We start from the raw sequence: 23,242 nt of genomic DNA, 5'->3' as shown, positions 1-23,242 counted from the left end.
CCCCCAACCCGCCACCGGATTACCCAGGCGCGCCGCCGCAAACAGCACCTCCCACTGATTGCCCGCCAGGCACACCACCCCCGTCAGCACAGCGAAATACCAACGCCGGCGCAGCACCAACAGCAAGGCCAATGGCAGCAGCACCCCGAACGCACCGAACATCAGCCACCGCGAAAACCCCACCGCCAGCCCCAGGGCTACCACCCCCAAAACCAGGTCAAGACCGCGACGCCGCTGCCAGCCCCGCGCCACCAGCAACCCCAGGGCCAGGGTCGGCAGCACGTTCAGGGTGTCGGGCTCGGGAACGAACAACCGGTAGGGAATTTCACTGAGCCCGCTGAAGGCCAGCAGCCAACCCAGGTAGCGCCACTGCCCGGGTCGCCGCGCAGCGCCAACGCGCCAAAGATTGGCCGCCATCGCCAGGCAGAACCAGGGAAACGCCAGGCGTCCGGGCACATACAGCCAGTCCAGCTCCAGGCCCACATAGCGCAAGTGGTCCAGGACCATGCTCAACAGCGCCAGCCACTTCAGCGCATCCAGTGCGCCGTCGCGGTCCGGGGGAACAGGGGTCAATATCGCGTCACGCATAAATCCTCATGTGCCATGCATTATTACGCGCTAACAGAGCGTGTGCGGGGCCGTTATTCTTGGGTAAAGTGCGCACCATAATCGACCACGGAACCCTCTCATACGGAAGCCGGCCATGACCGACAAGAGCCAACAATTCGCCAGCGACAACTACTCCGGTATCTGCCCCGAGGCCTGGGCCGCCATGGAACAGGCCAACCATGGCCACGACCGCGCCTACGGCGACGACCAGTGGACCGCCCGCGCGGCGGATCATTTCCGCCGCCTGTTCGAGACCGACTGCGAAGTGTTCTTCGCCTTCAACGGCACCGCCGCCAACTCCCTGGCCCTGTCGTCGCTGTGCCAGAGCTATCACAGCGTGATCTGCTCGGAAACCGCCCACGTCGAGACCGACGAATGCGGCGCCCCGGAGTTTTTCTCCAACGGTTCCAAGCTGCTGATCGCCGGCACCGAGAACGGCAAGATCACCCCGGCTTCGATCCGCGAAGTGGCCCTCAAGCGCCAGGACATCCACTACCCCAAGCCCCGGGTCGTGACCCTGACCCAGGCCACCGAAGTCGGCAGCGTCTACACCCCGCAAGAAGTACGCGCCATCAGCGACACCTGCAAGGAACTGGGCCTGAACCTGCACATGGACGGCGCGCGGTTCTCCAACGCCTGCGCCTTCCTCGGCTGCTCGCCGGCGGACCTGACCTGGAAGGCCGGGGTCGACGTGCTGTGCTTCGGCGGCACCAAGAACGGCATGGCGGTGGGTGAGGCGATCCTGTTCTTCAACCACAAGCTGGCCGAAGACTTCGACTACCGCTGCAAGCAGGCTGGCCAGCTGGCCTCGAAGATGCGCTTCCTCTCGGCGCCCTGGGTCGGCCTGCTGGAAAACGATGCCTGGCTCAAGTACGGCCACCACGCCAACCACTGCGCGCAACTGCTGGCCAAGCTGGTGGAAGACATTCCCGGCGTGGAACTGATGTTCCCGGTGCAGGCCAACGGCGTGTTCCTGCAACTTTCGGAACCGGCCATTGCGGCGCTGACCGCCCGGGGCTGGCGCTTCTACACCTTCATCGGCAAGGGCGGCGCGCGCTTCATGTGCTCCTGGGACACCGAGGAAGAGCGCGTGCGCGAGCTGGCGGCGGACATCCGCACCGTGATGAGCGCCTGAGCCACGCGCCTGGCGAGGCAGCCCGCGCCTCGCTCAAGAGCCGGCCCCTGCGCGGGGCCGGTCATCAGTTCACAAATTCCTGAACTGATTATTTGCCTTCACTGATTCAACATCCGCGTCCTATATCAGAGACTCCGGGGTCGTCCTATAAAAACAAAGGCACCGCCCCATGACGACCACCTCCTGCGCTACCGCGAAAGCCCCGCCTGCGTCCCTCAAGATCGAAACCCGCTCCATCGACTATGTGCCGCGCAACGAGCGCCACGGCAAGGTCTGGCACCAGGGCCCGTTCTGGTTCACCGGCAACTTCGTACTCACCACCATGGTCACCGGCTTCACCGGCGCGGCCCTGGGCCTGGCCCTGCAATACGCGATCCTGGCCATCGTCATCGGCGTCTGCCTGGGCACCTTCTGCATGGCCTTCCATGCCAACCAGGGGCCACGCATGGGCCTGCCGCAGATGATCCAGTCCCGCGCCCAGTTCGGCCTGCGTGGCGCCATCGTGCCCTTCACCGCCGTGGTGTTCGTCTACATCGGCTTCAACGTGTTCAACGTGATCCTGGCCACCGACGCCATCAACACCGTGATCCCCGGCGCCCGGGCGCCCTGGTACTCGCTGATGATCGCCATCGCGGTACTGATCGCCGTGGTCGGCCACGACCTGCTGCACAGCGTGCAGCGCTGGCTGACCTACGTGATGATCAGCGTGTTCGCGGTGCTCACCGTCAGCGCCCTGATGACCCTGCAAGCCGACTCGGCGGTGGCCGATGCGCACTTTTCCTGGTCGGCATTCCTGATCCAGCTGTCGGCCGCCGCCGGCTACCAGATCAGCTACTCGGTGTACGTCTCCGACTACTCGCGCTACCTGCCGCACCAGACGCCGTCACGCCAGGTGATCTTCTGGACCTACCTGGGCGCCGCCGGCTCGGCCCTGTGGCTGATGTCCCTGGGCGCGTTCCTGGCCTCGGCCCTGCCCTCGCCGGACGCCATCGCCAGCGTGCGCGACGTCGGCAACCGGTTGATCCCGGGCTTCGGCACCTTCACCGTGCTGATCGCGGTGCCGGCGCTGGTGGGCATCATGGCGGTCAACTGCTACGGCGCCATGCTCACCGGCATCAGCGCCATCGACGGCTTCAAGTCGATCAAGCCCGACCTCAAGAGCCGGGTCGCCGGCATCCTGCTGGTGGCGGCGGTGATCTTCCTGATCGCCCTGAACATTCCCGAGAGCTACCTGGGCAGCTTCAACACCTTCGTGCTGCTGATGCTGTACTTCCTGGTGCCCTGGACCGCCGTGAACCTGGCGGACTTCTACCTGGTACGCAAAGGCCACTACGCCATCAGCGACATCTTCAACCCCGCCGGCATCTACGGCCGCTGGTCCGCCGCCGGGCTCACCGCGTACTTCCTCGGCCTGCTGGCGATGGTGCCGTTCATGTCCCTGAGCTTCTACCAGGGCCCGCTGTCCCTGGCCCTGGGCGGCGCCGACATCGCCTTCGTGATCGGCCTGGCGGTGGCCGGGCTGGTCTACTGGGCCCTGACCCGCAACCTGGACCTGGCCGCTGAAGAACGCGCCATCCAGGCCAGCGAACGAACCCTGGAAGGAGCGGCCTGATGAATACCCCGAGCACCTTGAAAGTAGCCTGCCAGCAACTGGCGCCACGCATCGGCGAGCTGGACTACAACCGCGAGCTCGGCGCCACGGCGATCCGCCAGGCCGCCGCCCGGGGCGCCCAGGTGGTGGTGCTGCCGGAGCTGGTGCAGAGCGGCTACCTGTTCCACGACCGGCTGGAGGCCCTTGCCCTCTCGGAGACTCTGGACGGCCCCACCCTTAGCCTGTGGAAGGCGTTGGCCGCAGAGCTGCAGGTGGTGATCGTCGGTGGCTTCTGCGAGCGCCTGGAGCAAGGCCAGGTGGCCAACAGCGCGGCCCTGGTCGAGCCGGAAGGGGCTGTCACCCTGTACCGCAAGGCCCACCTGTGGGATGGCGAGAACCTGATCTTCACCCCCGGCAACGAGCCACCGCCGGTGGTGGCCACGCGCTTTGGGCCGATCGCCGTGATGATCTGCTACGACCTGGAGTTTCCCGAGTGGGTGCGCCTGCCGGCCCTGGCCGGGGCGGCGCTGCTGTGCGCGCCGGTGAACTGGCCCAATGGGCCGCGACCGGCCGGCGAACGCCCGGCGGAGATGGTCCGGGTGCAGGCCAATGCGGCGGTCAACCGGATGTTCATCGCCGCCTGCGACCGCTGTGGCGAGGAACGTGGAGTGGACTGGGTCGGCGGCTCGACCATCGTCGACGCCGATGGCTATCCGCTGGCCGGCCGCGAGCGCCAAGCCGGCGCACAGTTGCTGCTGGCGGAGCTGGACCTGGGCCAGGCCTGGCACAAGTCCATCAGTGAACATAACCATGTGCACCTGGACCGCCGCCCGGCGTTGTATTGAGCCCAAGGCCCGGTTGCGAGAGCGAGCCGCCTGTGGCGAGGCAGTTTGCTCCCGCGCCACGAAAGCCGATCAGAACTCCACGCGCACATCGCCCTTGGGCACGCTGCAGCACGACAGGATGTAGCCTTCGGCTTCGTCTTCCTCGGTGATCCCGCCGTTGTGTTCCATCTCCACCTCGCCCCCCAGCTTGAGCACCTTGCAGGTGCCGCAGATACCCATGCCGCAGGCCTTGGGGATCATCAGGCCAAGCTTGGCCGCCGCCGCGTGCACGGTCTCCCCCGGAGCCACGCGGATGCTCTTGCCCGAGGCGGTGAACTCCACCTGGTGCAGGTCGGCGGCATCCACCTCCGGTGCCTCGGCGGCCTGTTCGGCCTGCTCCACCGCATCGGCCCGGGCATCGGCCGGCGTCGCGCCGAACGACTCCTCGTGGTAGCGGGTCATGTCGAAGCCGGCGGCCTCCAGCAGGCGCTTGACCGCGTGCATGTAGGGCGTGGGGCCGCAGCAGAACACCTCCCGCTCGAGGAAGTCCGGCGCCATCAGCTCCAGCATCTTGTGGTTGAGATAGCCGCGATAACCGGCCCAGGGCTCGCCCAGGCCGTGGCGCTCGCAGATCAGGTGCAGGCTGAAGTTGTCGATCCGCGAGGCCATGTGCTCCAGCTCGCGGTGGTAGATGATGTCCTTGGGCGAGCGGGCGCTGTGGATGAACACCATGTCGACATTGGCGTTGGTGTCGTAGAACCAGCGCGCCATGGACATCACCGGAGTGATGCCGACCCCGCCGCTGAGGTAGAGGATCTTCGGGTTGGGGAAGTCGATGGCGTTGAACAACCCCACCGGCCCGTGTACCGCCAGCTCCTGGCCTTCGTGCAGGGTGTCGTGCAGGTGGTTGGAGACCTTGCCTCCGGGTACGCGCTTGATGGTCACCGAGAAGCTGTAGGGCACCGACGGCGAACTGGAGATGGTGTAGGAGCGCATCACCGGCTGGCCTTCGATCTCCAGCTCCAGGGTGACGAACTGCCCCGGCTTGAAGAAGAACATGATCGGCTGGTCGGCCATGAAGCAGAAGGTCCGTACGTCCCAGGTTTCCTGGATGACTTTGACGCAACGGACGATGTGACGACCATTGGCCCAGGTCTGGGTGGTTACCGGGTTGAGGAAGGTGTTGGACATGCTGTTCTCCACGGCCGACTGTCGGCGTCTTGCCAGCGATTCTGCGTAAGGCGCCCAGGGCCTGTTTACCTATCCGCGACATTCACATGCTTATCGCGACCAGGCCCCGGCTACAGGGCCTACGGCGTCGGGAACAGATTGGGCCATGTCGCCCATGGATAAGGTTCGCGGCGCCTGCGGACCCACACTCGGCCCCACGACAACAGCTGCTTTTTCGTGACTTGCGTAGCACCGACCGTAGCCACTCCCTAATACGCCGGCCGCACCGAACGGCCATGAGGACCTGAACGATGGACGTCACCACCCTGAGCCTGGGCGATCCACTGGAACCCGCACGCAAGGCCACCGCGCAGATGCTGCAGGAACGCGAGCGGACCTTCTCCCTGCCGCAACCCTTCTACTGCGATCAAAGGCTGTTCGAAATCGACATGCAGGAGATCTTCCACAAGGAATGGCTGATCGCCGGCATGACCTCGGAGATTCCCACCAAGGGCAACTTCATCACCCTGCAGATCGGCAAGAACCCGATCATCGTCATCCGCGGCGCCGACGGCGTGGTCCACGCCTTCCACAACGTCTGCCGGCACCGTGGCTCGCGCTTGTGCACCAGCGACAAGGGCAAGGTGGCCAAGCTGGTCTGCCCCTACCACCAGTGGACCTACGAAGTGGACGGCCGCCTGCTGTTCGCCGGCACCGAGATGGGCGCCGACTTCGACATGAAGCAGTACAGCCTCAAGCCGGTGCAAGTGAAGACCGCCGGTGGCTACATCTTCATCTCGCTGGCCGAGAACCCGCCGGCCATCGATGACTTCCTGGCGACCCTGGCCCACTACATGGAGCCCTACGACATGGAGAACACCAAGGTGGCGGTGCAGACCACCTTGATGGAAAAGGCCAACTGGAAACTGGTGCTGGAGAACAACCGCGAGTGCTACCACTGCAATGCCTCGCACCCGGAACTGCTCAAGACCCTGCTGGAATGGGACGACGTTACCGACCCACGGGCCGACCAGGCCTTCAAGGACCACGTAGCCGCCTCCGCCGCCGCCTGGGAAGCCGAGAAGATCCCCTACGCCCACGCCAGCTTCGGCCTGCGCAACCGTATCGTGCGCATGCCGCTGCTCAAGGGCACCGTGTCCATGACCCTGGACGGCAAGCAGGGCTGCAAGAAGCTCATGGGCCGGATCAAGAACCCGGACCTGGGTTCGATGCGCATCCTGCACCTGCCCCATTCGTGGAACCACTGCATGGGCGACCACATCATCGTGTTCACGGTGTGGCCGATCAGTGCCCAGGAAACCATGGTCACCACCAAGTGGCTGGTGCACAAGGACGCCGTGGAAGGCGTGGACTATGACGTGGAGCGCATGCGCCAGGTATGGGACGCCACCAACGACCAGGACCGGCGCCTGGCCGAGGAGAACCAGCGCGGCATCAACTCCACCGCCTACCAGCCCGGGCCCTACTCCAAGACCTACGAGTTCGGCGTGGTCAACTTCATCGACTGGTACAGCGAGCGCCTGCTCAACAACCTCGGCGCCGAACCGGCGCCCTACCTCAAGGGCGTACCGGTCACCGGCTGAACTGCGCCCGCCCGCAAATCTGAGGGCCTGGCAAGCTCGGCAGTGGCTACACGAAACTCATCTGTAGCCGCTGCTGAGCGCCAGCGAAGCTGCGCCCGAGCGCAACACGAGGGCAATGCCGCTGCTCTGGAAGGCCTGCCGGCCTGAACAGCCGCTACACAGCCGAACGGGACCCAACGTCAAGACAGGCATCGGCACTGTATGAAATTTGATCTATTGCCGTACACGCCATGAATTACAAGGCCCGTAGCGGTTGGCGAACAACTTATCCACATCTTGACCCACAGCAATTGTGGGCAAGTGCACTGGGGATGGGGATATTTCCCCGGGGATTCCCAGGAAAATCCGTGGGTTAGGCAAAAACAGCCGTTTGACGCGCCCTTGATCAATTATTGAACAAACGCCTGCAAGCCTTGCTGTACATGGCCTACAGCACGAGGCGAACATCTTATCCACAGATCGGCCAACAGACTTTGGGGGCAACTACAGCCGCTGCCCGTGATTTCTGTGGAAAAGCCCTCCAGGCCAGGAAAATTCCGCCTTGCAAGCGCCCGGACAGCGCCAGAAGCAAGATTTGGGTGTTTTTTGATCAGATCGCGCCAAGCCTTATCCTGCAAGGGCTACAGCCCTGAGCGAACATCTTATCCACAAAAGCGCCAACAGACTTTGGGGGCAACTGCTGTGCACAACTGCCCCCTGATGAGTCCGACACCGCGGAAAAAAGCCAGGAAAAACCACAATTTAGCCTGATCAAATTTCGTACAGATGGCTGCAGGGCTTGTTCTGCATGGGCTGGAGCAAGGCGCGAACATCTTATCCACAGAGCCGCGCACAGGGATTGTGAGTAACCGTGAAAGCAGGACTGCAAGCCAGGCCCCCGCAGGAGCAGCCGGTCGACGCTCGATTACTCGCGATAGCGCTAGTACGACCGGTGCAGCCCTAGCGGAGCACCCCTTCCTCCAGCAACAACTTGAAGATGGCCTCGGCCCCAGCTTGCGCGCTGACGTCCTTGAGCACCTGGCCGGTGCCGCCGCTGGCCTTGGCGGTGGCGGCCTTCATGCGGTCGGCGCCGCTCTTGGCCTTGATCACCTTCAAGCGCTTGGGCCTTGGCCTGGCCGGCTGCAGGCTGGCGCCGGTGAACAACTCGTCCTCCACCACCATGACCTGGTCGGCGCGCAACACCCCGCGCCGTGCCGGGCCATAGGCACTCTGGCGAGGCTTGGGCGCGGCGTTATCCACAGTGGCGAGGAACGGCAGGCGCACCTTGAGCCGGCGCCGCTGGCCCCGGGGCAAGGCCTGCAGCACATGGGCCACGCCATCCTCCAGGGATTCCACCTCGGCCAGCCCCACCACCAGCGGCCAACCCAGGTTTTCGGCCAGCAGGAACGGCAGCATGCCCGAGCCTTCGCCGGTTTCTGCCTGGCTGCCGGTCAATACCACCTGGGCCCCGGCATGGCGCAGGTACTGGGCCAAGGCTGGCAAGGCATCGGCGCCGGCTGGCTGCTCCAGCACATGCAGTTGCTCCAGGCCCATGCCCAGGTAGGCGCGCAGGGCCGGCTCGGCGGCATCGCCGGCGTGCAGCACCTGCAGTTGTCCACCGGCCAGTTGCAGGCCCAGTTCCACGGCCCGGGCATCCTGTTCGGCACGCCGTGGCCGACCGGAGGTCGGATGCGCGCCGATGGAGACCAGGCTGATCACGTTGCTGTTCATAAGGGTTCCCTCAAGCCGCATCGCGCTTGGCGGCGCTGCGGTAGGCTTCGACGGCGGCGATCAGCGCCTCGAGGATCGCGGCGCTGTCGCCGATCACCGCCAGGTCGGCGCGCTTGATCATGTCGCAGCCCGGGTCCATGTTGATCGCCACCACCTTGTCGCAAGCGCCGATGCCCTGCAGGTGCTGGATCGCTCCGGAGATCCCCACCGCCACGTAGACCCGCGCGGTCACCCAGGTACCGGTGGCCCCAACCTGGCGGTCGCGGGGCATGAAGCCGTCGTCCACCGCCACCCGCGAGGCGCCCTCGGTGGCCCCCAGGGCCTGGGCCGCGCGATGGAACAGCGCCCAGTCCTTGACCCCGTTGCCCCCGGACAGGATGAACTCGGCCTCGGCCATGGGAATCGCCGCCGGGTCCACCGCCACCGCGCCCAGATCCTCGATTCGTGCCAGGCTGCGGGCCACGCTTGTGGATAACTCCACCGGCAAGGCTTCGTGACGGGTTTCGCTGACCGGCTCGGCACATTCGGCCGCCGCCAGGATCAGCCGTGGCAGAGGCCGTGCCAGATCCTCCAGGCCCGCACCGGCGCGGCCGATGCATTGCCCTTCCTTGATCTGCCAGACCCGGGTCGCCGGGCGTTCGCCCAGGGCCGCGGCAAAGCGCCGGCCCAATTCGCCACCGCCGCTGCGGCTGTCGGGCAGCAGCCAATGGCGCGGGTTGAACTGGTTATCCACAGCCCGCAGGCCCTGGACCCGCTGCTCCGGTGCATAACCGTCGAACTCGCTGCCCGGCAGCACCAGCAGGCGGTCGACCCCGGCCGTGGCGAAATTCGATTCCTTGTGCTCGCCGAACACCACCGCCAGCACCGCGCCGTCCTGGCCAGCCAGTTGCCGGGCCAGGCCCAGCAAGTCGCGGTCGTGGCTGCTCAGGCGGCCGCCGACCATGTCCGGCACCACGTTGATGTAGAACGCTGGCTGCGCCAGCTGGTGCAGCGGTAGTTGCACCTCGACCGCCGCCGTGCGCTGGCTGCTGCCACCTTGCTGGGCGCCGCTACGATCGATGCGCTTGAGCCCGTTGGGGCCGACGAAACCCATGCCGTGGGGGTTCTTGCGCACCAGGCCATTGGGCCCCATCCAGCTGTGCTGCGCCGGTTGCATGGCCGCATGCAGCGGGTGCAGGCGGTTGCGGGCGATCCACTCGGCGCGGGGATCGCGGCGGATAATCTCGCTCATCAGTGCACCTCCGCAGGTTCGGCTTTCACCACTGGCGCCTTGCTCGGGGCCGCGCTTTCCAATAAGGCCTCGGCCACCAGTTCGGCGATGTCCTTGATCATCGGCCGGGGCTCCACCACCCCTTCGAGCATTGCCGTGCATTGCGGACAACCCACCGCCACCAGCTCGGCGCCGGTCTCGCGAATGTCCTCCATGCGCATGTCGGGAATCCGCTGCTTGCCGGGAATGTCGGTGATCGGCGCGCCACCGCCACCGCCACAACAGCGGGAGCGGAACCCTGCGCGCTGCATTTCCTTGACCTCGATCCCCAGGGCGCGCAGCACCTGGCGCGGGGCTTCGTACTCACCGTTGTAGCGGCCCAGGTAGCAGGGGTCGTGATAGGTCACGCTGCCACCCTTGTGCCGGCCAAGATCGAGTTGGCCGGCGGCGATCAGCTCGGCGATGTAGGTGCTGTGGTGCTGTACCTGGTAGTCACCGCCCAGGGCGCCGTATTCGTTCTTCAGCACATGGAAGCTGTGGGGATCGCAGGTGACGATGCGCTGGAACTGGTACTTGGCCAGGGTCTGGATATTGCGCCGGGCCAGTTGCTGGAAGGTCGCCTCGTCGCCCAGGCGCCGGGCCACGTCGCCACTGTCGCGTTCTTCCAGGCCCAGCACGGCGAAATCCACGCCCGCGGCCTTCAGCACCTTGACGAAGGCCCGCAGGGTACGCTGGTTGCGCATGTCGAAGGCGCCGTCGCCGACCCAGAACAGCACCTCGGTGCTCTTCACTTCAGGCAGCAGCTTGAGGTTGAGGTCGGCCGCCCAGTTCATCCGCCCCCCAGGGTTGAAACCGCCCGGGTTGTCGGTGGCGATCAGGTTCTCCAGCACCTCGGCGCCCTTGTTCGGCGTGGCGCCTTTTTCCAGGGTCAGGTGGCGGCGCATGTCGACGATGGCATCGACGTGCTCGATCATCATCGGGCATTCCTCGACGCAGGCCCGGCAGGTGGTGCACGACCACAGGGTCTGGGCATCCACCAGGGCCTTGCCCTGCAGCGCGACGATCGGCAGGTGCGGGCCACCGTGGTGTTCGCCCAGCGGCTGGCCGCGACCGTCGAGGGACGGATAGGGGCTGCCGGCGAAGTGGGCATCGCTGCCACCGGCCAGGCCGACGACCATGTCCTGGATCAGCTTCTTGGGGTTCAGCGGCTGGCCGGCGGCGAAGGCCGGGCAAGCCGCCTCGCACTTGCCGCACTGCACGCAGGCATCGAAGCCCAGCAGCTGGTTCCAGGTGAAGTCCACGGGTTTCTCCACGCCCAGGGGCGCGCTGGGGTCTTCCAGGTCCAGCGGCTTGAGGCCGGTGGAGCGGCCGCCGCCGAAGCGTTCGGCACGGCGGTGCCAGGCCAGGTGCAGGGCACCGGCGAAGGCGTGTTTCATCGGCCCGCCCCAGGTCATGCCGAGGAACAGCTCCGACACGCCCCAGAGCACGCCCAGTGCGAGGATCGCCGCCAGCAGCCAGCCACCGAACTGCTCCGGGAGGATCCCGGCCACCGGCAGGGTCACCAGGAAGAAGCTCGCGGAAAACGCCAGCAGGCTCTTGGGCAGGCGCATCCACGGGCCCTTGGACAGGCGCGACGGCGGGTTGCGCCGGCGCCGGTAGACGAAGATCGCCCCCACGAACATCAGCGCCGACATCAGCAGCAAGGCATAGGCCAGCACGCGGTTGTGCAGGCCGAAGCCGTGCACCAGCAGCGCCAGGACGATGGAAGCCACCGCGCCACCGGCGGTGGCCACGTGGGTGTTGGCGATGTACTTGTCGCGGGCCACCACATGGTGCAGGTCCACCATGTAGCGCCGGGGCATGGCCAGCAGGCCGCCGACCAGGTCGACCTTGGAGGCTCGCCCCCGGCGCCACATGGCCGCGCGCCGCAACGCGCCGAGGACCGCCAGGCCCAGGGCAGCGAACAGCAGGATGGGAAGAAGGGTATTCAACATCACAGTCACCTTAAGGTCAGCTGCAAGCGGCTAGCTTCAAGCGGCAAGAAGAAACAAGGCTAAGCATTCGCTCTGGCTGGCCGCTCAAAACCTGCAACGGCGGCTAAAAGTCCTTACAGAACGCCAGGGGCAAGCGACAAGCAAAAGCACTGCCGAACACCTGCTTCAACTTGCCGCTTGCAGCTTGAAACTTGTCGCTGCCGTCAAAAGTCCTTGCACAGGCGCAGGGCGTCGTAGATCGCGGCATGGGTGTTGCGCTGGGACACGCAATCGCCGATGCGGAACAGCAGGTAGCCGTCGCCCGCTTCGCCCAGGCAAGGCTGCGGCTTGATCGCGAACAGCGCCTCGACGTCGATCTGGCCCTTGTTGCGCGAGCCGTCCTTGAGCCCGTAGTACAGCGCCTCGTCGGGACGCACGCCGTTCTCCACCACCACCTGGTCCACCACCCGCTCCTCGCGGGCGCCGGTGTATTCGTTCTCCAGTACCGCCACCAGCTTGTCGCCCTCGCGGTAGACCTTCTCCAGGGTCAGGTCCCCGGTCATGATCACTTCCTTGGGGTACAGGCTGCGGTAGTAGGTGGGGAACGAGGTGCCGCCGATGGCGATGCCGGGCTTGATGTCATCGGTGACGATCTCCACCTGCGAGCCCTTGTCGGCCAGGTAGTCGGCGACCGACATCCCGGTGAATTCGCAAATGGTGTCGTACACCAGCACGTTCTTGCCCGGGGCGACCCGGCCATCGAGGATGTCCCAGCTGCTGACCACCAGCCCTTCGGCGGCGCCCCAGTGTTCGTTCTGCTCGATGAACGGATGGCCACCCACCGCCAGCACCACCACGTCGGGGCGCAGGTCGAGGATGGTCGCCGCGTCCGCCGCGGTGCCCAGGCGCAGGTCGACCTTCAGCCGCGCCAGCTCCAGTTGGTACCAGCGGGTGATGCCGGCGATCTGGTCGCGCTGCGGGGCCCTGGAGGCGGTGGTGATCTGTCCGCCGATCGCCTCTTTCTTCTCGAACAGGGTCACGTCGTGGCCACGCTCGGCCGCCACCCGGGCCGCTTCCATGCCCGCAGGACCGGCGCCGACCACCACCACCTTGCGCTTGGCGCCGGTGGTCTTCTCGATGATGTGCGGCACGCCCATGTATTCACGGGAAGTGGCGGCGTTCTGGATGCACAGCACGTCCAGGCCCTGGTACTGGCGGTCGATGCAGTAGTTGGCACCCACGCACTGCTTGATCTGGTCGATCTGGCCCATCTTGATCTTGGCGATCAGGTGCGGGTCGGCCATGTGCGCGCGGGTCATGCCGACCATGTCGACGTAGCCGCCCTCGAGGATGCGCGTGGCCTGGTTCGGGTCCTTGATGTTCTGCGCGTGCAGCACCGGGACCTTGACCACTTCCTTGATGCCCGCCGCCAGGTGCAGGAACGGCTCCGGCGGGAAGCTCATGTTGGGGATGACGTTGGCCAGGGTGTTGTGGGTGTCGCAACCGGAACCGACCACGCCGAGGAAGTCGAGCATGCCGGTGTCGTCGTAGTACTTGGCGATCTGCTTCATGTCCTCGTGGGACAGGCCATCGGGATGGAATTCGTCGCCGCAGATGCGCATGCCGACGCAGAAATCGTCGCCGACCTCGGCGCGCACCGCCTTGAGCACCTCCAGGCCGAAGCGCATGCGCTTCTCGAAGGTGCCGCCCCATTCGTCGGTCCGCTTGTTGACCCGCGGGCTCCAGAACTGGTCGATCATGTGCTGGTGCACCGCCGACAGCTCCACGCCGTCCAGGCCACCTTCCTTGGCGCGACGGGCGGCTTGGGCGTAGTTGCCGATCACTCGCCAGATCTCTTCCACCTCGATGGTCTTGCAGGTGGCGCGGTGCACCGGCTCACGGACCCCGGACGGCGACATCAGGGTCGGCCAGTTGAAGCCGTCCCAGCGCGAGCGCCGGCCCATGTGGGTAATCTGGATCATGATCTTGGCGCCGTGCTTGTGCATGGCGTCGGAGAGGTTCTGGAAGTGCGGGATGATGCGGTCGGTGGACAGGTTCACCGAGCTCCACCATTCCTGGGGGCTGTCGATGGCCACCACCGAGGAGCCGCCGCAGATCGCCAGGCCGATGCCGCCCTTGGCCTTTTCCTCGTAGTACTTCACGTAGCGCTCGGTGGTCATGCCGCCGTCGGTGGCGTAGACCTCGGCGTGGGCGGTACTGAGCACGCGGTTGCGGATGGTCAGTTTGCCGATCTGGATCGGCTGGAACATCGCTTCGAAAGCCATTGTCTTGAACTCCGCTTACAACGCTTTGACGACGAACAGGCCGTCGTCGTGCCCTTCTTCGGAACCACCGTAGACTTGCTCTGCCACGGTGCGGATCTTGCTGCCACGGGCCGCCAGGATCTGGTCCATGGCGCCGGCGAACCAGCCGGTGAACATGTAGTCCACCTTGCGCCCGCACTTGCCGTAGACGTAGACGAAGGCCGAGTGCTCGAGCTTGACGCTGGCGGTGCCCTGGTCGAGGTCGATGTCCTGGATCTTGAACAGGCCCCAGCCGCGCTGGGAGAGACGCTTCATGTAGTGCTCGAACACCGCCACGCCTTCCAGGCCATGGCATTGGGCTTCTTTCTCGCACCAGTGCCAGGCGGACTTGTAGCCGGCCTTGTAGAGGATCTCGGCATAGGCGTCGGCACCCAGCACTTCCTCGATGCCCATGTGGTTGTTGACGAAGAAATGCCGCGGCACGTACAGCATCGGCAGGGCATCGGACGTCCAGACGCCGGTCTCGCTGTCGACTTCGATGGGCAGTTGCGGGGCGATCTTGGCCATGGAAACTTGACTCCAGAAATTCATTCTTGGCTTGGCAAAGCCTTGGCTTTGCATGGAAAAAATTCGCGTGAATACCGCTGGAGCCGTCGTGAGCACACCGAGAGCAAGGAGTCCCGCAGCGACAGGCGAGGGCAGTACGCATGTACGGCGAGCCTGTCGCGAGGACGCGACGCAGCTATCGGTGGGCGCAGCAGGCTCCGGGGGTGTTCATCACTCGCCCCAGACGTCCTTGAGTACATTCACCCAGTTCTCGCCCATGATCTTGCGCACCACGCGCTCGGAGTGGCCGCGCCCCAGCAGGGTCTCGGTGAGGTTGGGGAATTCGCCCACGGTGCGGATGCCCAGCGGGTTGATGATCTTGCCGAAGTTGGTCAGGCGCCGGGCGTAGCCCTTGTCGTGGGTCAGGTACTCGAAGAAGTCCTGGCCGTGGCCCTGGGTGAAGTCGGTGCCGATGCCGATGGCGTCTTCACCGACGATGTTCATGGTGTACTCGATGGCCTCGGCATAGTCGTCGATGGTCGAGTCGATGCCCTTGGCCAGGAACGGCGCGAACATGGTCACGCCGACGAAGCCGCCGTGGTCGGCGATGAACTTCAGCTCTGCGTCCGACTTGTTGCGCGGGTGTTCTTTCAGGCCCGAAGGCAGGCAATGGGAGTAGCAGACCGGCTTCTTCGATTCGAGGATGACTTCCTCGCTGGTCTTGGAGCCGACGTGGGACAGGTCGCACATGATGCCGACGCGGTTCATCTCGGCGACGATCTCGCGGCCGAAACCCGATAGCCCGCCGTCGCGCTCGTAGCAACCGGTGCCCACCAGGTTCTGGGTGTTGTAGCACATCTGCACGATGCCCACGCCCAACTGCTTGAACACGTCCACGTAGGCGATCTGGTCCTCGAAGGCGTGGGCGTTCTGGAAGCCGAAGAGGATGCCGGTCTTGCCCAGTTCCTTGGCCTTGCGGATGTCGGCGGTGGTGCGCACCGGCATCACCAGGTCGCTGTTGTCGCGGATCAGCTTCTGGCTGGCGGCGATCTGGTCGACGGTGGCCTTGAAGCCCTCCCAGACCGACACCGTGCAGTTGGCTGCGGTCAGGCCGCCCTTGCGCATGTCCTCGAACAGTTCGCGGTTCCATTTGGCGATGATCAATCCGTCGATAACGATGCTGTCGGCGTGCAGTTCGGCTGGGCTCATCAGGCTGTCCCCTTTTATCTGGCGATTCCTGCGCCGAATCGTCTGCCGGCGCTTTGGGGCCAGCATATGCCTGAGGACCAGGGCGCCCCGGTGCAAAAACGACAGGGGGTTTGCCGAAAGCGTCAAGCGCCGACGAAGCGCCATGCCAGGCTCCGCGAAAACCGCGCCAGAGCAGAGACGAACAGGCGCGAAAGCACAGCCCAGGGGCCTGGGAGGGCATCGCCTGCTGGGCCTGGGCGGGAGTTTTCACGCGGCCCGGGGCAGGCTCTGTTCTTTGCTCGAACCTTGGGCCAGAATTCGCCGCTTCAACCAAGGCTTCACCGGATTAGAGGCAGCGCTGCAATGAAGAAACCGATCTTCCTGGCCCTGATACTGCTGGCGAGCGGCGCCCAGGCTGCCGAAGAGGCCGACGGCTCGCCCTGCGACGGCGTGGAAAACGACGTGCAGACCCTGGAGTGCGCGACCTATAACAGGACCACCGCCGAGCAACTGCTCAATGACAACGTGCAGAGCCTGCTGGAACGCCTGGGCACTTTGTATGGCAACGACAAGGCCCAGTTGGGCGACATCACCGCCAAGGTCAAGAACGCCCAGCAGCTGTGGCAGAAGCAGCGCGACGCCGACTGCGCCGTGGAATCCTTCCCGGCCAAGCCCGGCAGCAAGGCCTACAACATCGCCAGCAACGATTGCCTGGCGCGCATGAGCGACGAGCGTTCGGAGTTCATCGAGTCCATCGCCCAGGAGTGATCCCCTGGCGCCGATCCGGGGACGCGCCAGCGTCCCCGCCCCTTCGCGAGCCGCAAGGCTGTGCTTGAATACCCTGCAAAGCCTGGACTGCCAGCCTGTTCAACGCAGGGCCAGGGGCTCTTGCCCAGGGATTGGGGGACACCATGGATTTTTCACTGGATCAGCTGCAGATGTTCGTCCAGGCCGCCCGCACCGGCTCGTTCTCGGCCGCCGCGCGCCAGCTGGGCAAGACCCAGTCCACCGTCAGCCTGGCCATCGCCAACCTGGAGGACGACCTGAAGGTGGAGCTGTTCGACCGCAGCACTCGCAGCCCGGCGTTGACCGCCACTGGTCGGAAAATCCTGCTGCAGGCCGAGGCGGTGCTGGAACGCTGCCAGGACCTGCAAGCCAGCGCCGATGGCTTGTCCCAGGAGTCGGAGCCGCAACTGACGCTGGCGATCCAGGCCCCTTGCGGCCCACTGCTGCCGTTGCTGCGCGAGTTCGAGCAGGCTTTCCCCCAGGTTGACCTGCTGCTGCGCCAGCCTCACTCCAGCAGTGCCAGTGAACTGGTAGCCCGGGGTGAGGCAGCACTCGGCCTGGCCCCCTCAGCGCCTGGTTATCCCCAGGCGCTGGAGTTCCAGCAAGTGGGCCGCTTGCACCTGGTGCATGCCTGCCGCCCGGATCATCCCCTGGCGCAGCGCAACCCTCTGAGCGCCGACGACTTGCAGCAGCACCGGCGCCTGTGCGCCTCCAGCCTGCCCAGCCAGCAGCCCCCCAGCAGCGGGTACCTGCGTTGCCTGCGGTTGTGGCAGGTACAAGACCAGCACGCACTGCTGGAAATGCTGCGTGCCGGGCTCGGCTGGGCCGCCCTGCCCCGGCAACTGGTCCAGCGCGAGCTGGCCAGGGGCGAACTGGTGGAACTGCACCTGGCCGACCCGTTCCACGGCGACTGGCAGGTAGGCGTCGATCTGCTCTGGGCACGCCAAAGCCCCCTGGGCCAGGCCGGTACCTGGCTCAAGGAGCGCCTGCTGCACAGCCGGGTGTACGAAATGGACCGTCGCGGACCGCCGCCCGTCCGCTAGAGAGAAGGGCAACAAAGGGACAAGCTTCTGTCGTGGAGGAAATACAAGTCTCGGCCGCGCCGCGGCATTCGGCATTCGCGCCGACCAGCTGGAGCTGTAAGCTGCGCGCCAGCCAACGACTTTCACAAGGATTCCCCATGAGCATTTGCGGTATCGAGATCAAGGGTAGCGAAGCCATCTTCGCCCTCGCCTCCCTGCAAGGCGGCACGCTTGAACACCAGGCCATCGCCGTGAAGAAGATCGCCCTGGAAGACGACGATGAAGCGGCCAACGTGCGCACCTTCGCCGCCCAGGTGCGGGATTTTGTCCGCGAGCAGGGCATCACCCGGATCGCCATCAAGAAGCGCAGCAAGAAAGGCGAGTTCGCCGGTGGCCCCACCACCTTCAAGATCGAGGGCGTGTTCCAGTTGCTGGAGAATTGCGAGGTGACGCTGCTGTCGCCCCAGACCCTCACCGCCCAGCACAAAAAGCACGGCTACGAGCTGCCGGCGAGCCTCAACAAGTACCAGCACGAGGCCTACAAGGCGGCCTGCGCGGCGCTGCTGAAGAAGTAGTCCGCGTATCTGTAGAAGCGAGCGGGCGGCGATCCGACTGGCCCGCGATGGCGTACGGCCTGACCCAACGGGTTGCCTGCATCGCGCGCCCGCTTCGCGCCCACCAACAGGGCAGCTCAGAGCCTGCTCACGGTCTAGCGAGCGACGTTCAGGCCAGGCAAAAATGCCTGAGAAAGCGCAATTCAGGGTCCTGATTGAGCATTTCAAAGCCTTTTTTAACGCCCCATGGGCTAAACGCAGCAGATCGTGGACAGGCTCTCAGGCCTTCTGGCTGTGTTGTCGGTCCTCCCGGGGGCAATTCAAGAACCGCGCGCGGTAGCTGCGGGTGAAGTAGGACGGCGATTCGAAACCGCAGGCGATGCTCACTTCCAGCACGCTCAGGTCGCTCTGGCGCAATAACTGGCGGGCCTTGTCCAGGCGCAGCCCGAGGTAGAAATTGCTCGGCGTGTCGTTGAGGTGCAGGCGAAACAGGCGCTCCAACTGGCGCCGGGTGATTTTCACCGACTCGGCCAGGGCCAGGGTGCTCAGGGGCGGCTCGCTGTGCTGCTCCATCTCGCCGATCACCTGCACCAGTTTCTTGTTGTTGATGCCGTAGCGGCTGGCGACCTCCATGCGCTGGTGGTCCTTGCGCGGACGGATGCGCCCCAACACGAACTGCTCGCTGACCTGGATCGCCAGCTGCGGGCCGTGGGCCTGGCCGATCAGGTCGAGCATCATGTCGATGGACGCCGTGCCGCCAGCCGAGCTGATGCGCCGGCGGTCGATCTCGAACAGTTCCTGGGTGACACTCAGCTGTGGATAAGACTCCTTGAAGGCGTCGATCGCTTCCCAGTGCAAGGCTACCCGGTGCCCTTCCAGCAGCCCGGCCTCGGCCAGCACCACGCTACCGGTGTCGATCCCGCCCAGGGTCACCCCTTCCCCATCCAGGCGCCGCAGCCAGTGCTCCAGGGCCGCACCGAAGGACCGCAGCGGCTCGAACCCGGCCACCACCAGCAAGGTAGCGCCCTTCTTCAACGGCTCCAGCGCGGCATCGGCGTTGACCGACATGCCGTTGCTGGCCAGCACCGCCCCGCCATCCACACTCAATACATGCCAGCGATACAGCCCGCCGCGAAAGCGGTTGGCCACCCGCAAAGGCTCGATGGCCGAGATGAAGCCGATGGCCGAGAACCCCGGCAACAGCAAGAAGTAGAAATCCTGGGACATGGGACGCACTCGGAGGACGGGCGGCGTGGCCATTGTGATACGCCGTTTCCCGGGTGGCTTCAAGACGCGAGGTCGCTGCAGTGCAAGAGCCGGTCGCCGCTGTGCGTTTTCGCAACCCGCCAGCTGCGTAACGTGGCATCACCGGCGCACGAAGACGCCGGGCCCACAATAACGACCTGCCGAGGAAACCCTCATGAAACGACTGATCAGCCGTTGCGTCCTGGCTCTTAGCGGTACCCTCCTGTTCAGCTCCGGAACCATGGCCGCCGATGCCGCCAGTTGCCAGAACGTGCGCCTGGGCGTGGTCAACTGGACCGACGTGATCGCCACCAGCGCCATGGCCCAGGTCCTGCTCGACGGCCTCGGCTACAAGACCAAGCAGACCAGCGCCTCGCAGCAGATCATCTTCGCCGGCATCCGCGACCAGCGCCTGGACCTGTTCCTGGGCTACTGGAACCCGCTGATGACCCAGACCATCACCCCGTTCGTCGAGGCCGGCCAGGTCAAGGTCCTCGACCAGCCCAGCCTGAAAGACGCCCGCGCCACCCTCGCCGTGCCCACTTACCTGGCGGACAAGGGCCTGAAGAGCTTCGCCGACATCGCCCGCTTCGAGAAGGAGCTGGGCGGCAAGATCTACGGTATCGAGCCCGGCTCCGGCGCCAATACCCAGATCAAGGCGATGATCGCCAAGAACCAGTTCGGCCTCGGCAAGTTCCAGCTGGTGGAGTCCAGCGAGGCCGGCATGCTCGCCGCGGTGGACCGCGCGGTAAGGCGCAAGGAGGCGGTGGTGTTCTTCGGCTGGGCGCCGCACCCGATGAACGTCAACGTGCAGATGACCTACCTCTCCGGCAGCGACAACGCCCTGGGGCCCGATGAAGGCCGGGCCACGGTCTGGACGGTCACGGCCCCCAGCTACGCCCAGCAGTGCCCCAATGTCAGCCGGCTGCTGGCCAACCTGACCTTCAGCGCCGAGGACGAGAGCCGCATGATGCAGCCGCTGCTGGACCACAAGGACGCCCTGGAGTCCGCCCGGCAGTGGCTCAAGGATCACCCGCAAGACCAGCAGCGCTGGCTCGACGGGGTGACCACCTTCGACGGCAAGCCGGCCATCGAGCACCTGCAACTGACCCGCCAATGACCTGAAGACCTGTGCCGTCGCGCCGCCCGCCAGGGCCGCGCACGGCAGCGCCAACGCCCCCAGCAAACACGCCTGTAAGGAAATTGCACCATGAACCACGACGTCATCATCACTTGCGCACTCACCGGGGCCGGCGATACCACCGCCAAGAGTCCCCATGTACCCATCACCCCCAAGCAGATCGCCGCCGCCGCGGTAGAAGCCGCCAAGGCCGGGGCCACCGTGGTCCACTGCCACGTCCGCGATCCGCAGACCGGCAAGTTCAGCCGCGATGTGGCGCTGTACCGCGAAGTCATGGAGCGCATCCGCGAGGCCGACGTCGACATCATCGTCAACCTCACTGCCGGCATGGGCGGCGACCTGGAAATCGGCCCGGGGGAACGCCCCACCGAGTTCGGCCCCAATACCGACCTGGTCGGCCCGCTGGCGCGCCTGGCCCACGTCGAGGCGCTGCTACCGGAGATCTGCACCCTGGACTGCGGCACCCTGAATTTCGGCGACGGCGACACCATCTACGTCTCGACCCCGGCCCAACTGCGGGCCGGCGCCAAGCGTATCCAGGAACTGGGGGTGAAGGCCGAGCTGGAGATCTTCGATACCGGCCACCTGTGGTTCGCCAAGCAGATGATCAAGGAAGGCCTGCTGGACGACCCGCTGTTCCAGCTGTGCCTGGGCATTCCCTGGGGCGCCCCGGCCGATACCACCACCATGAAGGCCATGGTCGACAACCTGCCGCCGGACGTGGTCTGGGCCGGCTTCGGCATCGGCCGCATGCAGATGCCGATGGCAGCCCAGGCCGTGCTGCTGGGCGGCAACGTGCGAGTCGGCCTGGAAGACAACCTGTGGCTGGACAAGGGCGTGCTGGCAACCAACGGCCAGTTGGTGGAGCGCGCCAGCGAGATCCTCAGCCGCCTGGGAGCACGGGTCCTGACCCCGGCCGAGGGCCGCCGGAAGATGGGCCTGAACAAACGCGGCTGACCACTCCGGCCTTGTACGAGGCTGCGCACGGCGGCAACACAGCCGCCACGACAGCAACCATGGGTTACCTGGCACACCGCGCCGTCCGGCTTCACGACGGCTACGCCGCCGGACGCAACCTCGCAGGCTCGACAGCGGCTACAGATACCTCCATTTTTTGACTATCAGGACATTGCCATGCGTTTTATCACCGACATCAAGACCTTCGCTGCCCTGGGCAGTGGCGTGATCGGCAGCGGCTGGGTAGCCCGCGCCCTGGCCCATGGCCTGGACGTGGTGGCCTGGGACCCGGCTCCAGGCGCCGAGGCGGCGTTGCGCCAGCGGGTGGCCAATGCCTGGGGCGCACTGCAGAAGAACGGCCTGGCGCCCGGTGCCTCCCAGGACCGCCTGCGTTTCGTGGCGACCATCGAGGAATGCGTGCGTGACGCGGACTTCATCCAGGAAAGCGCCCCGGAACGCCTGGAACTCAAGCTGGAGCTGCACAGCAAGATCAGCGCGGCGGCCAAGCCCGATGCGCTGATCGGCTCCAGCACCTCGGGGCTGCTGCCCAGCGAATTCTACGAAGGCTCGACCCACCCGGAACGCTGCGTGGTGGGCCACCCGTTCAACCCGGTGTACCTGCTGCCGCTGGTGGAGGTGGTAGGCGGCAAGCGCACCGCGCCAGAGGCCGTGCAAGCGGCGATCCAGGTCTACCAATCCCTGGGCATGCGCCCGTTGCACGTGCGCAAGGAGGTCCCGGGGTTCATCGCCGACCGCCTGCTCGAGGCCCTGTGGCGCGAAGCCCTGCACCTGGTCAACGACGGGGTGGCGAGCACCGGCGAGATCGACGATGCGATCCGCTTCGGCGCCGGCCTGCGCTGGTCGTTCATGGGCACCTTTCTCACCTACACCCTGGCGGGCGGGGATGCCGGCATGCGCCACTTCATGGCCCAGTTCGGCCCGGCGCTGCAACTGCCCTGGACCTACCTGCCGGCTCCGCAGCTGACCGACAAGCTGATCGACAACGTGGTCGAAGGCACCGCCGAGCAACTGGGCGAGCGCAGCATCGCCGCCCTGGAGCGCTATCGCGACGACTGCCTGCTGGCGGTGCTGGAGGCGGTGAAAACCACCAAGGCCAGGCACGGCATGAGTTTCAGCGAATAACGACTCCTGCAAGCCACTGCCGGGCGCCCTGGGGCCTTCGGCAGCGGCCCCGGGATTCCACTGCCCCTTGCCCGAGCCCCTGCCATGCCTGCACTGACTACCTACAACACCCGCATCATCAGCGATTGGGTCGACTACAACGGCCACTTGCGCGACGCCTTCTACCTGCTGATCTTCAGCTACGCCACCGATGCCCTGATGGACTGCCTGGGGCTGGACAGCGACAACCGCGAGGCCAGCGGTCACTCGCTGTTCACCCTGGAGCTGCACCTGAATTACCTGCACGAGGTGAAGCTCGACACCGAGGTGCAAGTACGCACCCAGATCATCGGCCACGACCACAAGCGCCTGCACCTGTACCACAGCCTGCACCAGGTCGGTGATGCCCGGGAGCTGGCCGGCAACGAACAGATGCTGCTCCACGTCGACCTCGCCGGGCCGCATTCGGCGCCGTTCACCGACGCCGTGCGGCAACGGCTTGCGGCCCTGCAAGCCGCACAGGCGGACCTGCCACCTCCGGCCTGGATCGGCCGGGTGATCGGCCTGCCCGCGCAGAAGTAACCCCCAACC

The 23,242-nt window shown here is 65.7% G+C and carries 20 protein-coding genes; 11 read left to right on the top strand and 9 right to left on the bottom strand.

From position 1 onward, the window contains the following. A partial coding sequence (locus CAG11_RS03205) for a TraX family protein (RefSeq protein WP_085594596.1) occupies positions 1–588 on the bottom strand: 588 nt, incomplete at its 3' end. Between the two features lie 115 nt (positions 589–703). Between CAG11_RS03205 and CAG11_RS03200 the strand changes: the two genes are divergently transcribed. From CAG11_RS03200 to CAG11_RS03190, 3 genes are all read left to right on the top strand, one after another. Beyond that, on the top strand, positions 704–1,744 hold the full coding sequence (locus CAG11_RS03200) for a low specificity L-threonine aldolase (RefSeq protein ID WP_022641505.1): 1,041 nt from the start codon (positions 704–706) through the stop codon (positions 1,742–1,744). A gap of 169 nt (positions 1,745–1,913) precedes the next feature. Then, positions 1,914–3,356, top strand: a complete 1,443-nt coding sequence (locus CAG11_RS03195; RefSeq protein WP_085594594.1) for a cytosine permease — start codon at positions 1,914–1,916, stop codon at positions 3,354–3,356. Then, positions 3,356–4,180: a nitrilase-related carbon-nitrogen hydrolase gene (locus CAG11_RS03190; RefSeq protein WP_085594592.1), complete on the top strand. Its 825-nt coding sequence runs from the start codon at positions 3,356–3,358 to the stop codon at positions 4,178–4,180. Before CAG11_RS03195 ends, CAG11_RS03190 begins: the two co-directional genes overlap by 1 nt. Positions 4,181–4,249: 69 nt before the next feature. Here CAG11_RS03190 and gbcB read toward each other — a convergent pair whose 3' ends face one another. Then, entirely contained in the window at positions 4,250–5,350 is a 1,101-nt protein-coding gene (gene gbcB, locus CAG11_RS03185; RefSeq protein ID WP_022641507.1) for a glycine-betaine demethylase subunit GbcB, read from the bottom strand. Positions 5,351–5,640: 290 nt separating this feature from the next. On the opposite strand from gbcB, the gene gbcA reads away from it, so the two are divergent. Continuing rightward, positions 5,641–6,933, top strand: a complete 1,293-nt coding sequence (gene gbcA / locus CAG11_RS03175; protein WP_085594590.1) for a glycine-betaine demethylase subunit GbcA — start codon at positions 5,641–5,643, stop codon at positions 6,931–6,933. A gap of 939 nt (positions 6,934–7,872) precedes the next feature. Here the strand turns inward: gbcA and CAG11_RS03170 are convergent. The 6 genes from CAG11_RS03170 to CAG11_RS03145 all read right to left on the bottom strand — a co-directional run bounded on the left by CAG11_RS03170 (position 7,873) and on the right by CAG11_RS03145 (position 15,845). After that, positions 7,873–8,643: an electron transfer flavoprotein subunit beta gene (locus CAG11_RS03170; protein WP_085594588.1), complete on the bottom strand. Its 771-nt coding sequence runs from the start codon at positions 8,641–8,643 to the stop codon at positions 7,873–7,875. 10 nt (positions 8,644–8,653) lie between these two features. Then, positions 8,654–9,874 carry an electron transfer flavoprotein subunit alpha/FixB family protein gene (locus tag CAG11_RS03165; RefSeq protein ID WP_085594586.1) on the bottom strand — a complete coding sequence of 407 codons (1,221 nt, stop codon included), beginning with the start codon at positions 9,872–9,874 and terminating at the stop codon, positions 8,654–8,656. Next, complete coding sequence (gene dgcB, locus CAG11_RS03160) at positions 9,874–11,847, bottom strand: dimethylglycine demethylation protein DgcB (RefSeq protein ID WP_085594584.1); 1,974 nt, start codon at positions 11,845–11,847, stop codon at positions 9,874–9,876. Before dgcB ends, CAG11_RS03165 begins: the two co-directional genes overlap by 1 nt. Positions 11,848–12,050: 203 nt before the next feature. Next, positions 12,051–14,111, bottom strand: a complete 2,061-nt coding sequence (gene dgcA, locus CAG11_RS03155) for a dimethylglycine demethylation protein DgcA (RefSeq protein ID WP_085594582.1) — start codon at positions 14,109–14,111, stop codon at positions 12,051–12,053. Positions 14,112–14,126: 15 nt separating this feature from the next. Continuing rightward, complete coding sequence (locus tag CAG11_RS03150) at positions 14,127–14,657, bottom strand: DUF5943 domain-containing protein (RefSeq protein ID WP_022641515.1); 531 nt, start codon at positions 14,655–14,657, stop codon at positions 14,127–14,129. A gap of 210 nt (positions 14,658–14,867) precedes the next feature. Continuing rightward, entirely contained in the window at positions 14,868–15,845 is a 978-nt protein-coding gene (locus tag CAG11_RS03145; RefSeq protein ID WP_085594580.1) for a dipeptidase, read from the bottom strand. 342 nt (positions 15,846–16,187) lie between these two features. On the opposite strand from CAG11_RS03145, the gene CAG11_RS03140 reads away from it, so the two are divergent. From CAG11_RS03140 to CAG11_RS03130, 3 genes are all read left to right on the top strand, one after another. Further along, positions 16,188–16,592 carry a lysozyme inhibitor LprI family protein gene (locus CAG11_RS03140; RefSeq protein WP_022641517.1) on the top strand — a complete coding sequence of 135 codons (405 nt, stop codon included), beginning with the start codon at positions 16,188–16,190 and terminating at the stop codon, positions 16,590–16,592. 143 nt (positions 16,593–16,735) lie between these two features. Further along, entirely contained in the window at positions 16,736–17,653 is a 918-nt protein-coding gene (locus tag CAG11_RS03135; protein ID WP_085594578.1) for a LysR family transcriptional regulator, read from the top strand. A gap of 137 nt (positions 17,654–17,790) precedes the next feature. Beyond that, positions 17,791–18,207 carry a DUF3010 family protein gene (locus CAG11_RS03130; RefSeq protein ID WP_022641519.1) on the top strand — a complete coding sequence of 139 codons (417 nt, stop codon included), beginning with the start codon at positions 17,791–17,793 and terminating at the stop codon, positions 18,205–18,207. A gap of 258 nt (positions 18,208–18,465) precedes the next feature. On the opposite strand, the gene CAG11_RS03125 is transcribed toward CAG11_RS03130, so the two are convergent. Then, a complete protein-coding gene (locus CAG11_RS03125; RefSeq protein ID WP_085594576.1) occupies positions 18,466–19,413 on the bottom strand; it encodes a GlxA family transcriptional regulator in 948 nt (315 codons plus the stop codon). A gap of 193 nt (positions 19,414–19,606) precedes the next feature. On the opposite strand from CAG11_RS03125, the gene CAG11_RS03120 reads away from it, so the two are divergent. The 4 genes from CAG11_RS03120 to CAG11_RS03105 all read left to right on the top strand — a co-directional run bounded on the left by CAG11_RS03120 (position 19,607) and on the right by CAG11_RS03105 (position 23,233). Next, a complete protein-coding gene (locus CAG11_RS03120; protein WP_085594574.1) occupies positions 19,607–20,551 on the top strand; it encodes a choline ABC transporter substrate-binding protein in 945 nt (314 codons plus the stop codon). A 90-nt stretch (positions 20,552–20,641) separates the two neighbouring features. Then, on the top strand, positions 20,642–21,529 hold the full coding sequence (locus CAG11_RS03115; protein ID WP_085594572.1) for a 3-keto-5-aminohexanoate cleavage protein: 888 nt from the start codon (positions 20,642–20,644) through the stop codon (positions 21,527–21,529). A 177-nt stretch (positions 21,530–21,706) separates the two neighbouring features. Next, positions 21,707–22,672, top strand: coding sequence for an L-carnitine dehydrogenase (locus tag CAG11_RS03110; protein ID WP_085594570.1), 966 nt, complete (start codon positions 21,707–21,709; stop codon positions 22,670–22,672). Positions 22,673–22,756: 84 nt separating this feature from the next. Then, a complete protein-coding gene (locus CAG11_RS03105; RefSeq protein WP_085594568.1) occupies positions 22,757–23,233 on the top strand; it encodes a thioesterase family protein in 477 nt (158 codons plus the stop codon). The last annotated feature ends 9 nt before the right edge of the window (positions 23,234–23,242 follow it).

This window comes from Pseudomonas sp. B6(2017) (assembly GCF_002112765.1).
GTDB lineage: Bacteria > Pseudomonadota > Gammaproteobacteria > Pseudomonadales > Pseudomonadaceae > Aquipseudomonas > Aquipseudomonas piscis.
Note: the sequence above shows the minus strand (reverse complement) of the source record. Positions and strands in the feature narration are given on the sequence as shown.